This window comes from Mesorhizobium sp. URHB0026, assembly GCF_054059755.1.
The window spans coordinates 4,402,097-4,416,752 of sequence record NZ_JBSSCN010000001.1 but is presented as its reverse complement, the minus strand read 5'-3'; the positions used below and the strand labels follow the sequence as shown (position 1 = coordinate 4,416,752).

At 63.3% G+C, this 14,656-nt stretch carries 11 protein-coding genes and 1 pseudogene; 8 read left to right on the top strand and 4 right to left on the bottom strand.

From position 1 onward, the window contains the following. Positions 1–12: 12 nt before the first annotated feature. Genes lpxA through lpxB form a run of 3 tightly spaced genes read left to right on the top strand, consistent with a single transcriptional unit; the run spans position 13 to position 2,903 of the window. Entirely contained in the window at positions 13–846 is an 834-nt protein-coding gene (lpxA, locus tag ACVWWD_RS21745; RefSeq protein ID WP_023784039.1) for an acyl-ACP--UDP-N-acetylglucosamine O-acyltransferase, read from the top strand. After that, positions 818–1,723, top strand: a complete 906-nt coding sequence (locus ACVWWD_RS21740) for an LpxI family protein (RefSeq protein WP_352547040.1) — start codon at positions 818–820, stop codon at positions 1,721–1,723. Before lpxA ends, ACVWWD_RS21740 begins: the two co-directional genes overlap by 29 nt. A gap of 1 nt (position 1,724) precedes the next feature. After that, on the top strand, positions 1,725–2,903 hold the full coding sequence (gene lpxB / locus ACVWWD_RS21735) for a lipid-A-disaccharide synthase (RefSeq protein WP_352547039.1): 1,179 nt from the start codon (positions 1,725–1,727) through the stop codon (positions 2,901–2,903). Between the two features lie 92 nt (positions 2,904–2,995). Here lpxB and gltA read toward each other — a convergent pair whose 3' ends face one another. Together gltA and gltX are read right to left on the bottom strand one after the other, a co-directional pair. Further along, positions 2,996–4,321, bottom strand: a complete 1,326-nt coding sequence (gene gltA, locus ACVWWD_RS21730) for a citrate synthase (RefSeq protein ID WP_352547037.1) — start codon at positions 4,319–4,321, stop codon at positions 2,996–2,998. A gap of 183 nt (positions 4,322–4,504) precedes the next feature. Then, positions 4,505–5,929, bottom strand: a complete 1,425-nt coding sequence (gltX, locus tag ACVWWD_RS21725) for a glutamate--tRNA ligase (RefSeq protein ID WP_352547036.1) — start codon at positions 5,927–5,929, stop codon at positions 4,505–4,507. A 103-nt stretch (positions 5,930–6,032) separates the two neighbouring features. On the opposite strand from gltX, the pseudogene ACVWWD_RS21720 reads away from it, so the two are divergent. Beyond that, positions 6,033–8,485, top strand: a pseudogene (locus ACVWWD_RS21720) (ComEC/Rec2 family competence protein). On the opposite strand, the gene lexA reads toward ACVWWD_RS21720, so the two are convergent. Next, positions 8,479–9,222 carry a transcriptional repressor LexA gene (gene lexA, locus ACVWWD_RS21715; RefSeq protein WP_015317797.1) on the bottom strand — a complete coding sequence of 248 codons (744 nt, stop codon included), beginning with the start codon at positions 9,220–9,222 and terminating at the stop codon, positions 8,479–8,481. The pseudogene ACVWWD_RS21720 and the gene lexA sit on opposite strands and share 7 nt — an antisense overlap. Positions 9,223–9,622: 400 nt before the next feature. Beyond that, a complete protein-coding gene (locus ACVWWD_RS21710) occupies positions 9,623–10,393 on the bottom strand; it encodes a GntR family transcriptional regulator (RefSeq protein ID WP_023784043.1) in 771 nt (256 codons plus the stop codon). 149 nt (positions 10,394–10,542) lie between these two features. On the opposite strand from ACVWWD_RS21710, the gene ACVWWD_RS21705 reads away from it, so the two are divergent. The 4 genes from ACVWWD_RS21705 (at position 10,543) to kynU (ending at position 14,606) form a co-directional block, all read left to right on the top strand. Continuing rightward, the gene (locus ACVWWD_RS21705) at positions 10,543–11,529 is read left to right on the top strand and encodes an ABC transporter substrate-binding protein (RefSeq protein WP_352547051.1); all 987 of its coding nucleotides are present in this window, start codon (positions 10,543–10,545) and stop codon (positions 11,527–11,529) included. 58 nt (positions 11,530–11,587) lie between these two features. Then, positions 11,588–12,367, top strand: a complete 780-nt coding sequence (locus tag ACVWWD_RS21700; protein WP_023773801.1) for an ABC transporter ATP-binding protein — start codon at positions 11,588–11,590, stop codon at positions 12,365–12,367. Positions 12,368–12,372: 5 nt separating this feature from the next. After that, a complete protein-coding gene (locus ACVWWD_RS21695; protein ID WP_140726989.1) occupies positions 12,373–13,296 on the top strand; it encodes an ABC transporter permease in 924 nt (307 codons plus the stop codon). Positions 13,297–13,358: 62 nt separating this feature from the next. Next, a complete protein-coding gene (gene kynU / locus ACVWWD_RS21690; protein ID WP_023773799.1) occupies positions 13,359–14,606 on the top strand; it encodes a kynureninase in 1,248 nt (415 codons plus the stop codon). The last annotated feature ends 50 nt before the right edge of the window (positions 14,607–14,656 follow it).

Below are 14,656 nucleotides of genomic sequence, written 5' to 3'. Positions count from 1 at the left end.
GATCGAGTGCCTATGAAAATCAAGACGTCAATCCATCCTTCCTCCGTCGTGGAAGAAGGCGCCCAGATCGGCCAGGGTGTGCGCATTGGGCCGTTCTGCCATATCAGCGCCGATGCCGTGATCGGGGACGGGGTCGAACTGGTCAGCCATGTCTCGGTGATGGGCGCGACCACTATCGGAGCGTCGACCAAGGTCTATCCGATGGCGACACTGGGCGCACCGCCGCAAAACACCAAGCACAAGGGCGGCCGCACGACGCTGGTCATCGGCGCCAACTGCACCATCCGCGAAGGCGTGACCATGCATGTCGGCACCGACACCAGCCGTGGCGAAACCACGGTCGGCGACAATGGCAATTTCCTCGCCTACGCCCATATCGCCCATGACTGCGCTGTCGGCAACAACGCCACCTTCGCCAATGGGGCGACATTGGGCGGCCACTGCGAGATCGGCAACAATGTCTATATTGGCGGCCTCAGCGCCGTCCATCAATTCGTGCGGGTGGGCGACAACGCCTTTCTTGGCGGGTGCTCGGCTTTTGTCGGTGATGTCATTCCCTATGCCATCGCGGTCGGTAACCGCGCCAGCCTGCGCGGCTTGAACATCATCGGCCTCAAGCGCGCCGGTCTGCCGCGTTCCGAAATCCATCTGCTACGCAGGGCCTACAAGACGATCTTCGACCGCTCCCGCACCGTCGGCGAGAACATCGAGTTCGCCAAGGTGGAGTTCGCCTCGTCGCCGACAGCGATGAAGATCATCGACTTCATCACCAGTCGCGGCAAGCGACACTATGCGGTGCCATCGCTCAAGGGCGGCGATGGCGACGATGCCGATGACGAAGGCTGAGGCAGCCGCGGCTGGTCTTGAACTTCCGCCTGGTGCCAGGGTCGGCATCATCGCCGGCGGCGGCAGCCTTCCGGTCGAAGTCGCTGCCGGTTTGGCCGAACAGGGTCATCCGCCCTTCATCGTGCTCATGGAAGGTGAGGCCGACCGCCTGGCGGAATTGTGCCGTTACGAGCATGAGACCCTTGCCTTGGAGGCGATAGGATCGCTCATTCCGCTGCTCAAGCGTAACCGGATTACGCATCTGGTGCTTGCCGGCGAGATAAAGCGCAGGCCAAGGCTGACACATATGCGTCCAAGCCTCAGCCTGCTCGCTGTGATACCCGTCGTCGTCATGGCGTTGGCGCGCGGCGACGATGGACTGCTCAAGGTGGTGGCACGCGGACTCGAGGCCCGGGGGATAAAGGTCATGGGTGCCCACGAGATCGTGCCGAACCTTATCGCCGCCGAAGGGGTGTTGACCAGGGCAACGCCTCGGAAGTCTGACTGGCGCGACATCGAGGCAGGTTTTGCCGCGGCAAAAGCCATCGGGGCGCTGGATATCGGCCAGGCGGCGATCGCGGTCGGCGGCCGGACCATCGCGCTTGAAGGCATCGAGGGCACGGCCGGATTGCTGGACCGCGCCAGGCTGCTGCGTGGCCACGGTCGTATCGCCGGCAAGACGCGCGGCGTGCTGGTCAAATGCGCCAAGCCTGGCCAGGAGCTGCGCGCGGATCTTCCTTCCATGGGGCCCCAGACGGTAGAAGCAGCGCATGCGGCCGGGCTTGCCGGCATTGCCGTCGAGGCGGGACGCTCCCTGATCCTCGAAGGTCCCGCAACCCTCTCGCGCGCCAATGACCTTGGGCTGTTCATTGTCGGCCTGGCCGCAACGGAGTCCTGATATGGCTGACGGGGCGCTGAAGATCGCGATCGTCGCGGGTGAGGAGTCAGGTGACCTGCTTGGCGCCGACATAGTCCAGTCGCTGCGCCAAATAACAGGGCGCGAGGTACGGCTCGTCGGCCTCGGTGGCCGCCACCTGCAGGCGCTTGGGCTGGTTTCCCCGTTCGACGCCGGAGAGGTCGCGCTGATGGGGTTCAGCGCCGTCCTGCGTGACCTGCCGCGCCTGATGCGGCGGATCGGTCAGCTGGCGGGGTTGGTTGCGGATGCCAAGCCGGACTGCCTCGTCACCATCGACAGCCCCGATTTTTCGCTGCGCGTCGCCAAAAAGGTGCGCGCCGCCAACCCGGCGATCCCGATCGTCCACTATGTCTGCCCGAGCGTCTGGGCATGGCGGCCGGGCAGGGCGGTGGCGATGAAACCGTATGTCGATCACATCCTGTGCATCCTTCCGTTCGAAGTGAAGGAGCTCGATCGGCTGGGTGGCCCGCCCGGCACCTATGTGGGCCATCGCCTGACGCATGATCCAGGCGTGCTGTCGGCCGCCAGGGCGCAGGCCCAGCCGCGTGATCTTTCACCAGACCGCGTGAAGACGCTGCTTGTCCTGCCCGGCTCGCGGCGCGGCGAGGTGCGGCGGCTGCTCGAGCCGTTCGGTGAGACCGTGTCGATGCTGCGGGCACGCGGGCATCGGCTTCGGCTGATGTTGCCGACGGTGCCGCATGTCGCGGACACCGTACGATCCGCGGTCACGCGCTGGGATGAAAAACCCGAGATTATCCTTGAGCCCGAGCGCAAATGGCAGGCCTTCGGCAAGGCCGACGCGGCGTTGATCGCGTCCGGCACCGTCTCCCTGGAACTGGCGCTGTCCGGCGTGCCGATGATCTCTTGCTACCGGCTCGACCCTGTTGCACGCGCCGTGGCGCGGTATCTCGTTTCCGTCTGGTCGGCGCTTCTGCCCAACCTTATCTCGGATCGCGCGTTGATCCCGGAGTTCTACGACGAATACGTCAGACCGAACAATCTGGCACGCCAGCTGGAAGCGTTGTTGGCCGACAGTGGCATGCGCGCCTGGCAGAAAGACGGTTTCGCCGAGATTTCACGGCGCATGGCAACGGACAAACCGTCCGGTGAGATCGCGGCGCAGGTGGTGATGGGGTGTATCAAGCGAGTGCGTAGGCAGTAGTGAGTAACGAGTAGTGAGTTAGAAAACTCTCCAACCTCACTCCTCACGAACCACTACCCACTACTCACTTGTCTCAGCGCTTGTCACTTGTCTCAGCGCTTGGCGATCGGCACGTAGTCGCGCTCCGGCGCGCCGGTATAGAGCTGGCGCGGACGACCGATCTTCTGGCGTGGATCCTCGATCATTTCCTTCCACTGGGCGATCCAGCCGACCGTGCGGGCGACCGCGAACAGCACGGTGAACATGGTGGTGGGGAAGCCCAGCGCCTTCAGGGTGATGCCGGAATAGAAGTCGACGTTCGGATAGAGTTTCTTCTCGATGAAATAGGGATCGGTCAACGCGATCTTTTCCAGTTCCATCGCGATGTCGAGCAGCGGATCGTCCTTGATGCCGAGTTCGCCCAGAACCTCATGCGCCGTCTTCTGCATGATCTTGGCCCGCGGATCGTAGTTCTTGTAGACGCGGTGGCCAAAGCCCATCAGGCGGAATGGATCGTTCTTGTCCTTGGCGCGGGCGATGAATTCCGGGATGTGATCGACATGGCCGATCTCGCCCAGCATGTTGAGCGCCGCTTCGTTGGCGCCGCCATGGGCCGGCCCCCACAGGCAAGCAATGCCGGCGGCGATGCAGGCGAACGGGTTGGCGCCCGAGGAGCCGGCGAGGCGAACGGTCGAGGTCGAAGCGTTCTGCTCATGATCGGCATGCAGGATGAAGATGCGCTCCATGGCGCGCGCCAGCACCGGGTTGATCTTGTACTCCTCGCACGGCACGGCAAAGCACATATGCAGGAAGTTTGCCGCGAAACCGAGATCGTTCTTCGGGTAAATAAAGGGCTGGCCGATGTGGTATTTGTAGGCCATGGCCGCGATCGTCGGCATTTTGGCGATCAGGCGCATGGAGGCAACCATGCGCTGGTACGGGTCGGAGATGTCGGTCGAGTCGTGATAGAAGGCCGACAGCGCGCCGACCACGCCGCACATCACCGCCATCGGGTGCGCGTCGCGGCGGAAGCCGGTGAAAAAGCGCGACATCTGCTCGTGCACCATCGTGTGGCGCGTCACGCGGTAGTCGAAATCGTCCTTCTGCGCCTTGGTCGGCAATTCGCCGTAGAGCAGGAGGTAGCAGACTTCGAGGAAGTCGCCATGTTCGGCCAACTGGTCGATCGGATAGCCCCGATGCAGCAGGATGCCGGCGTCGCCATCGATGAAGGTGATCTCCGACTCGCAGCTTGCCGTCGAGGTGAAGCCGGGGTCATAGGTAAAGGCGCCAGTGGTGCTGTAGAGCGAGGCGATGTCGATGACGTCAGGCCCGACCGAGCCGCTTCGCACCTTGAATTCGTGAGTCTTGCCGGCGAATTCCAGCGTTGCCGTGGCCTCCTCTTGGCCGCCCACATCCAGTTTTTTCGCAGCTTCGGTCATTGCAAACTCCTTCTTGTTTCCTCATGCCGGCAAAGGCAAATTCCGCGGAGCGACACGTTGAAATCACCGCAATGCGCGTATTCGCCACCGCATTCTAGGAGGTGCGTGCCAGATTGGGCCAAGGCCTAATGTTGCACTGCGAAACCCGCCTTTCAATGCCAATCTTCTTGGGCCAGTTTGCTCCTAATCGATTTGATCCGCTATGCGCGCCAGGCTTTCCTCACGCCCCAGAACGGCAAGCACGTCGAATACGCCCGGTGACGTGCTCTTGCCGGTCAAGGCAGCCCGCAACGGCTGGGCCACGGCGCCAAGCTTGTGGCCGCCAGCCGACGCAAAGTCGCGGATCACGGCCTCGGCCGTGGCCGCCGTCCAGTCGTGTGACAGCGACTTCAAAGCTTCGTGAGCGCCACGCAGCATCTTGCGCGCATCGTCATTGAGCAGGAGTGCCGCCTTGTCGTCGATCGGCAGCGGCCGAGCGGCAAACAGGAAGCCCGCGCCGTCGACAAGCTCGACCAGCGTCTTGGCGCGCTCCTTCAGGCCCGGAAGTGCTGCCAGCAGCTGCGCCTTGTTCTTCTCGTCGAGGCGCGCCGCCATCGCCGGGCCTCCCTCCAAATAGGGCAAGGTGGCGATGAAGATATCGAGCAGCTCGGTGTCGGCCATACGGCGCATATGCGCCCCGTTGATCGCTTCCAGCTTGGCGAAATCGAAGCGCGCCGCGCCCTTGTTGACGTCGCCAATGTCGAACCACGAGACCATGTCCTCGATCGACATGATCTCGTCGTCGCCATGGCTCCAGCCGAGCCGCGCAAGGTAATTGAGCAGCGCCTCCGGCAGATAGCCCATGGCGCGATAGGCTTCGACGCCGAGCGCGCCGTGGCGCTTCGACAGCTTGGCGCCGTCGGCGCCATGGATCAGCGGGATATGTGACATCGACGGCACGTCCCAGCCCATGGCGTTGTAGATCACGGTCTGGCGGGCGGCGTTGGTCAGGTGATCGTCGCCACGGATGATGTGAGTGACGCCCATGTCGTGATCGTCGACGACGACGGCATGCATGTAGGTCGGGTTGCCGTCCGAACGCAGGATGATGAAGTCGTCGAGATCCTTGTTGGGGAAGCGCACGTCTCCCTGGACCCGGTCCTTCACCACCGTCTCGCCCTCGGTCGGTGCCTTGATGCGGATGGCGCCCTTGACGCCGGACGGCGCCTCCGACGGGTCGCGGTCACGCCAATGGCCGTTATACCGTGGCGGCAGGCCCTTGGCGCGTGCAGCCTCGCGCATTGCCTCGAGCTCGGCTGAAGTCTCGTAGCTGTAATAGGCCTTGCCCAGGCGCACCAGTTCCTCGGCTACCTCGCGATGGCGCGGCGCACGCTCGAATTGAGAGACCGCGTCACCGTCCCACGAAAGGCCGAGCCAGGTCAGGCCATCGAGAATGGCCAATGTGGCCGCATCGGTCGAACGCTCGCGATCGGTGTCCTCGATGCGCAGCAGCATCGTGCCGCCGGTATGCTTTGCATAGAGCCAGTTGAAGAGCGCCGTGCGCGCGCCGCCGATGTGCAGATAGCCGGTCGGCGAGGGGGCAAAACGGGTGATGACCTTGTCGGGCATGGAACTCTCGGAAAACGTCTGAAGCTGGGTGCGGAACGTGCGGACTTTCGCGCGTTGCGCGTTCATGTAGCATAGGGCGTCGAGGGTGCAAGGGGCAGACCCGATGACTGGAAGAGGCCGGAGCTCGGATCGAAGCGAGGATGCCGCTGTCGGCGTCAGCGAGCGATCCCTTTTTGCGGCGCCTCCGACGATCCCACTGCCATCGCCGCTCGTGGCTGCGCCCGAAACCGGGCCGCTGCGGGCGGGTGGGCCGGCGCCGGCGCCGTCTCCTGCCGGGGGCAGGATCGTGCGCGTGCGCCGGCAAATCGGCCCGATATCCTTGCCTCGCCTGCGCCATGGCGTGGCCAAGGCGGCGGAGCTCGAACTCGACCGGGGCATCGCGTTTCTGCTGGTGCCGGTCTGTCTGACCGTTGGGGCGATCGCCTATTTCTCGCTGGCGTCCGAGCCCGACTTTGCAAAGCCCGTCGCGGTCGTGGTGCTGATGGCGGTCTGTGCCTTCGTCTCGCGTTCGTGGTCGAAAACCCATCTGTGTTTCATGGCAGTGCTGTTGTGCGCGCTGGGCTTACTCGCGGCGAAGGTCGAAACATGGCGAGCCGGAACCCGTATGCTGGGTTCGGAAATCTCCACGCAATTGACCGGCCGCGTGGTCTCGCTCGAAGAGATGGAGAGCGGCCGCATCCGGCTGACCATGGACGTGATTTCGACCGCCCGGCCGAAACTGCGCTATGCGCCGGAAAGGGTCCGGCTTTCCGCACGCAAGATACCGCCGGGAATGACCGCCGGCTCGCTCATCACAGGCTACGCCAAACTGTTGCCGCCGACCGGCCCGGTCCGGCCGGACAGCTACGACTTCTCTTTCGACAGTTATTTCGCCGGCATCGGCGGCAGCGGCTTCTTTCTCGGCAATCCGACGGTTGTTTCCGCCGCTGACGGTGAGATGCCGCTATCGGCTCGCCTTTTCTCAGGCATTGAAAATGCCCGCGAAGCCATCGCCGACCACATCAGGGGCAGCGTCGGCGGCGCTGAAGGCGAGATCGCGGCGGCGCTGATCGTCGGCGTGCGCGCCGGCATACCCGATGAAATCAATGAAGCGATGCGGCGTACCGGCATCTATCACATCATCTCTATTTCGGGACTGCATATGGCGCTTGTGGCCGGCACCATCATGGGTCTGCTGCGTGGTGCCTTCGCACTGTTACCAGACTTTTCCGCGCGCCGGCCGGTGAAGAAATACGCCGCCGCCGCCGCACTGTTCTCGATCGCCGCCTATCTCATGATTTCCGGTGTCGTCGTTGCGGCCGAACGCAGCTTCATCATGTTGGCGGTGATGCTGATTGCCGTCTTCTTCGATCGCGCTGCGCTGACCATGCGCAATCTGGCGATCTCGGCGATCGCCGTCATCCTGGTCTCGCCGCACGAGGTCGTCGGCCCAAGCTTTCAGATGTCGTTCGCCGCGACCGCGGCCCTGGTTGGCGCTTATGCCGGCTGGGCCGATCACCGTGCGGGAAAGACCAGGCCACCGCCGCCAAAGCGATCCCTGCCCGGGCTCCTGACGCGAAAATTCCTGCTGGCGACAGGTGGATTGGCCATGACGTCCATTGTCGCCGGCAGCGCCACGGCACTGTTTGCCATCTGGCATTTCCAGCGGGTATCGCCCCTCAGCCTGTTCGCCAATCTGGCCGTGATGCCGATCGTGTCGGTCGTGATGTTCCTGGCCGTCGCTAGCGCGCTGCTGATGCCATTCGGACTGGATTGGCCGGCTCTCTACCTCATGGGCAAGGGCCTGACGGCGATGATCGCCGTGTCGGCGTGGATATCGGAGCGCTCTCCGGTCGACGGAGTCGGGCTGATTTCGCAGCAATCCGTGCTGCTGGTCACCGTCGCGCTGGTTATCGCGACGATGGCGACGACCTGGCTGCGGCTCGCGGCGCTGCCATTCGCGCTCGCCGGCCTGTTGACTGTGTCGCACACGCGCGCGCCCGATGTGCTGATCTCGGAAGATGCGCGGCTGGTCGCGCTGCCGATCGGCAATGGCGAACTGGCCGTCAACCGGGAACGTCCGAACGAATTCGCAACCGACAACTGGAAGCGCGCTCTGATCTCCGAAACAATCGTCAAACCGGAAATGTTCGACAAGACAGACGGGCAATTCGACGTTGCCAGTCCCGCCGACCTGCCGCCGGGATCGCCCTTCTACTGCCGCGAAGGCCTGTGCCTTGTAGGCACCCTTCCGGCGCGATCATTGCTTATGTCGAGGACCGCAAGACCACCTGGAAAGCCTGTGCTTTCGCTGACCTGATCATCGTGAACGACGCGACCGCCTATGACGCCTGCCAAAATCCACTGGTTCTCGTCGTCACCAAACGGCAGCTCGCCCGCAAGGGAAGCGCTGCCGTCTTCTTCAATCCCCAGTCGGCCACGACCCGGGCCGGGATCGAATTCGCCGTCGACGGACCATACCGACCCTGGCACGAACAGCGAAAATTCTCACGCGAGGCGAGGGGGCTGCCGCCGTACAAAAAACCCGACAAGCCCGATGGAAAGCCGGCTCAGTAGCGCCTGATCAACCCGACCAGCTTGCCTTGTACCTTGACCCTGTCCGGCCCGAAAATGCGTGTTTCGTAGGCTGGATTGGCGGCCTCGAGCGCGATCGAAGCGCCTTTGCGGCGGAACCGCTTCAGCGTCGCTTCCTCCTCGTCGACCAGTGCCACGATAATTTCGCCCGGGCTTGCCGTGTCGGCATTGCGGATAATGACCGTGTCCCCATCGAAGATACCAGCCTCGATCATCGAGTCGCCCTTGACCTCCAGCGCATAGTGCTCGCCGCCCATGATCATGTCCGGCGGCACCGAGATCGAATGCGTCTGATGCTGGATTGCATCGATCGGCACACCGGCGGCGATACGGCCCATGACCGGGATGGATACGGCTGAAACCGCATCGTCGTCGTTGCCGGCCGCGGGCAGGCGCGAAGGCGCAGCGGCCGGCCTGATCTGGCGTCCGAGACTGCCTTGGCCAAGGCTGCCTTGGATGACACTTGGCGAGAACTTCTTTGCCGCATTGAGGCCCGGCGCGATCGAGTCCGGCAGCCGCAGCACTTCCAGCGCGCGCGCCCGATTGGGTAGCCGGCGAATGAAGCCGCGCTCCTCCAGCGCCGTGATCAGGCGATGGATCCCCGACTTGGAGGCAAGATCGAGTGCTTCCTTCATCTCGTCGAAGGAAGGCGGTATCCCGCTTTCCTTGAGCCGTTCGTGGATGAACATCAACAGTTCATGTTGCTTGCGCGTCAGCATGGCGGCCCCCAAGACATTGAACGAAAGGTTGAACCAGAATCGAAAAAACAAACCCAGAACAAACACTATCTGTTCCAGTTGTGTTCTGCAACCGTTTAAAGTTTAATGAATTTGTTAAGGGGGTCTGAAGTTTTTTGCCCCCGACGGCGTCAGCAACCGGTCCTTTCCGCGATCGGCAGGCACATTGAAATCGTTTGGTTAATGGCCTGTGGCCTATCCGCCGATGGAGCTGGCATCAGCCATCTGGAAGGCTTCTTCCAGGGGTACCGTATATTTCAGGGAGTCGCGGAACGAAACGAAACCAAAATGCCAACCATTGGTAGCTCCGGGCGGCCATGGACCCGGGCGTTCGGCGCACTCCGGCCAGCGCGTGCGAATAGACGTCGCGGAAGCGCTGAAGTTATCCCGACCCCTTCAAGCTGCCGGCGCGGGCGGCGTATCTGGTCGCGCCGCTGTCTTCGCTATGAACATAGACGTGCAGTGTGTAGCCGATATGCGCCGTCATCAGCGCCTTGGCCCGTTCGACGTCACGATCGAGTGCCGCTTCCATGATCGCGGTATGGTGTTCGATCGCGATCGCTTCGCGCAACGCCTCCATTGCCTGTTCATAGCCGTCCTTGAGGCCGGCCGCGGCCCGCAATGTCGGCGCCAGACCAAGAAAGCGATGATGCCGGCGCAACTGATCCGAGATTGTCGAGCGGAACCGCAACAGCCAGTCGCATGTGGCGGCGCTCAGCAGCGCCGCATGGAAAGCCTCGTGGTTCTCATCCCATCTGTCGACGGCCGTGTCGGAGGGATCGTCGACCGCCGTCTTGCAACGCGAGAGCCGGTAGTGGGCAGTGACTACGGCATCCTCCCACTCCCTGCCGCCTTTTTCCATCGATTCGAGGAACAGGGGTATCTCGACCACCATTCTGGCGCGTGCCAGATCCTCCAGCTCGGCCCGCGACACCGGAGCCACGGCAAAACCACGATTGCTGATGGCGGTGACCAAGCGTTCGGCCTCGAGCCGCGACAGGGCTTCGCGCAACGGTGTCCAACCGACGCCATATGTGCCGCGCAGCGCACTCAGTTTGAGCGGGGCGCCGGGCATGAGGCGCGTGGTCAGGATGTCGCGCCGCAACAGCTGATAGGCGGCTTCCGTTTTTGTGGAACTCGTCTCATCCCGCATCGTGATCAATCCGTCGTCTGGCTAAAAGTATATATGATACTGGGTCACTACAACAATTATATATAATGTTTGACACAGACCGGCGGACTGACCATGATCGCGGAGCAGCCGCGTTTCCAAGCGGCCCTGATCAAATCTGGGAGGAAATGATGTTGAAGTCGAAATCCGCTTGGTTGTCGGGTTTGGCCCTGGCAGGCGCATTGATGGTCAGCGCCGGCAGTGCCGCGGCCGATCAGATCCGTATCGGCATTGCCAATTTCGGCGAGCACCCGCAATTGAACGCCGCCATAGCCGGCTTCAAGAAGGCGCTGACGGATAACGGCTTCGTCGAGGGCAAGGACGTCGTCTACACGGAGAGCCACACCAATTTCGATGCGTCGCTGGTGCCGCAGATGATCGCCAAGCTGCAGGCCGAGCAGCCCAAGCTGATCTACACCATCACCACGCCGGTCTCGCAGATCGCCAAGAAAGCGCTCGCGGGTTCCGGCATTCCGATCGTTTTTGCCGCGGTCACCGATCCGGTGGCGGCCAAGCTGGTGCCATCATGGGACGCCGGAGACGAAGGCATGACCGGCGCCAGCGATCTGCAGGACGTCGCCGCGGTGATGGCCTTCACCAAGAAGCTGCTGCCGAACGCCAAGCGCTTCGGCGTGCCTTATAATCCCGGTGAGGCCAATGACGTTGCCTTGGTCGAAAAGATCAAGGCGGCGGCACCGGCCGCCGGTTTCGAGGTGGTCGAGCTCGGCATCGACAACGTAAATGACATCCAGCAGCGTATCGCTTCGTTCGCCGGCAAGGCCGACGTGATCTACGGCCCGGCCTCGAACCTGATTCAGCCGGCGATCGCCGCTGTCTCAGCGGCCGCCCGCCAGGCCGGTATCCCGGTCGTCAACTCCGATGACAGCGCGGTCCGCAACGGCACCGTGCCGGCGAGCTTCGCGGTCAATTACACCCAGGTCGGCATCAACGCCGGCAACATCGCCGCCGAGATCCTCAAGGGCAAGGATCCCAAGACGATCGCGCCGTCGCGCCCGGCCTACAAGGACCACATGGCAACGATCTCGCGCAAGGCGATGGCCGCGTTCGGCGTCGAGATACCGGCTTCAATGGCCGATTGCGGCTGCATCGTCGACTAACATCGGAACTGCTGGGATGATGGCGTCGGCGCCATCATCCCGAGGTCACGGAGGAACGATGCTCGAGATACGATCCGCGCGCAAAGTGTTCTACAAGGGCCAGGCCGACGAGAAGGTCGCGCTGGACGGTCTCAGCCTGTCCTTGGCCACGGGAGAGTTCGGGGTCGTCATCGGCTCAAACGGGGCCGGCAAGAGCAGCATGCTCAACGCCATTTCTGGTGCTCTTGTGCTGGATTCCGGCAAGATCCTGATCAATGGCGCGGATGTGACAGGGATGCCGGTGCACAAGCGTGCCGAAAGATTGGCGCGCGTCTTCCAGGATCCGATGCGCGGCACCGCCGCCAGCATGACCGTGGCGGAGAACATGCTGCTGGCCGACCTGCGCAGTCAAAAACGCACGCTGCGGCAGGGGCTGAACGCCACACGGCTGGCGTCCTACAAGGAGCGCCTGTCGATATTGGGCCTCGGCCTTGAAAACCGTCTCGATACCCGTGTCGACCTGCTCTCGGGCGGGCAGCGGCAGTCGCTGTCGCTGATCATGGCTGTCGGAGGATCGCCGGATCTGCTGCTGCTCGACGAGCATACGGCAGCGCTCGATCCGCGCACGGCCGAGATCGTCATGCGCGCGACGGTGCGCGCCGTCAATGCGCTGAAGCTGACCACCCTGATGGTGACCCACAACATGCAACACGCCGTCGACCATGGCAGCCGGGTGATCATGCTCGATGCCGGCCGGGTGCTTCTGGAAGTCACAGGGCAGGAGAAGGCGAGGGTCACGGTTGTCGATCTGATCGGCCATTTCTCCGTCAAGACCGATCGCATGTTGCTGGCGAGTTGATCATCATGGGTTTTGTTGGGGACGTTCTCACCAGCTTCGTCGCGATCATGCCGGTCACCCTGGCGCAAAGCCTGATCCTGGCCTTTGTCGTGCTCGGGATCATGATCCCGTTTCGCATGCTGAATTTTCCCGATCTCACCAGCGAAGGCGCTTTTCCGCTGGGCGGCTGCGTCTGCGGCGTTCTCCTTGCCGCCGGCGCATCGCCGCTGATGGGCATCGCCGCCGCCCTTGTCGCCGGCTTCGCGGCGGGCTGCTGCACCGCCTTCATCCATCTGCGCTTCCGCATCCACACGCTGCTTGCGGGCATCCTGATGATGACGATGCTCTACAGCATCAACCTTCGCATCATGGGCAAGTCCAACCTGTCGGTCTTCGGTTCGCCCTCGGTGTTCGACTGGGTGCCGTTCGCGCGGCCGGGTTTCCCCGCCAGCAAGATCGTCGTCGCGGGTCTCCTCGCGCTTGTCGCCTTCATGCTGCTCTACATGTTCTTCAGGACCGAGAAGGGGACTGCCGTCCGCGCCGTGGGCGCCAATCCTGACATGGCCGAGGCGCAAGGCATCAATGTCTGGGCCGCGACCATAGGCGGTGTCGGGCTGGCCAGCGCTTTTTCGGCGTCAAGCGGTGCGCTGATGGTGCAGTCGCAAGGGTTCGCCGACGTCAATATGGGCCTGGGAATTCTCATCAACGGCCTTGCCGCGCTGATGATCGGCGAAGCCGTCGTCGGCAAGCAAACGGTCTGGCGGCAACTGCTGGCGCCCTTCGCCGGCGCGATCATCTACTACCAGCTGGTGTCGTTCTGCCTTGCGGCCGGCATGCCGCCGCCTGACCTGAAGCTTGCGACGGGCCTGTTCGTGCTGGCCATGCTTGCCTTGCCCAGCCTCAAGCGCAGCCGGGGGTCCGCACCGGTTCGCGAAGCTATTCGTGAGTAGCCCGGCGTGAATCACCAAGGCGGAAATAACCAGGGCGTGAATAACCAGGAAATGTACAAATGATGCGTGCAACGCTCGATCTCGCAGCCGTCGGAGCCATGGACGCGGCGGACCCGCTGCGTGCCATGCGCGACCGGTTCATCTTGCCGGAAGGCGTCATCTATCTCGACGGCAATTCACTCGGCGCCGCGGCACCCGCCGTCTTCGACGAGCTGCGGAAAGCCGCGACCCAGGAGTGGGCGCAGGATCTGATCCGTGCCTGGAACACCGCCGGCTGGTTCGACATGCCAGTCGCGCTCGGCGACCAACTGGGGCGGCTGATCGGCGCGGCGGCCGGCCAGACGGTGGTCTGCGATACGACCTCGATCAACATCTACAAGGTGCTGCATGCCGCACTCGGCATGCGGCCGGACCGCTCGGTCATCGTCGCCGAGGGCGACAGCTTTCCAACCGATCTCTACATGGCCGAAGGCGTGGCCTCGACGCGCCCCGGCACGGTGTTGCGGCTTGAGGGCGTTGATGCGCCGACCATTGAGGATCTCATCGACGAGCGCGTCGCGGTCATCCTGGTCAACCACGTCAACTACAAATCCGGCAAATTGCGCGACATGGCGGCACTGACATGCAAGGCCCATCAGGTCGGAGCGCTGATCGTCTGGGATCTCTGCCACACCGCCGGCGCGCTGCCTGTCGAGCTCGACAGCGCCAATGCCGATTTCGCCATCGGCTGCAGCTACAAATATCTCAATGGCGGCCCGGGCGCGCCTGCCTTCATCTACGCCGCCGAGCGTCATCACGATAAGGTCCAGCAGCCGCTCAGCGGTTGGTGGGGCCATGCGCGGCCCTTCGCTTTCGAGCAGGGTTATGCGGCCGGCAGCGGTATCCGCCGGTTCCTGTGCGGCACGCAGCCGGTGTTGTCGATGCGGGCGCTGAAGGGGGCGCTGGATATGTGGGACGACGTCGACATGGCGGCGGTGCGCAAGAAGAGTATCGCTCTCACCGACCTGTTCATTCAGCTCGTCGAGGCCAGATGCGGCGCCTACGGCCTGGAGCTGGAAAGCCCGCGCGACGGCAAGCAGCGTGGCAGCCAGGTTTCGTTCCTCCACCCCAACGGCTACCAGGTGATGCGGGCCCTGGTCGAGCGCGGCGTGATCGGCGATTTCCGTGCGCCGTCGACCATCCGCTTCGGCTTCACCCCGCTCTATGTCGGCTACGCCGATGTTTGGCGGGCGGTCGAGGTGCTGGAAGATATCCTGCGCACCGGCGCCTGGCAGGATGCGCGCTTCGCGGTCAAGACGGCGGTGACCTGAAAAGCGGCGCAATTCCCGTGGGAAAACCGTGACGCGGTTTTTCCCACGGG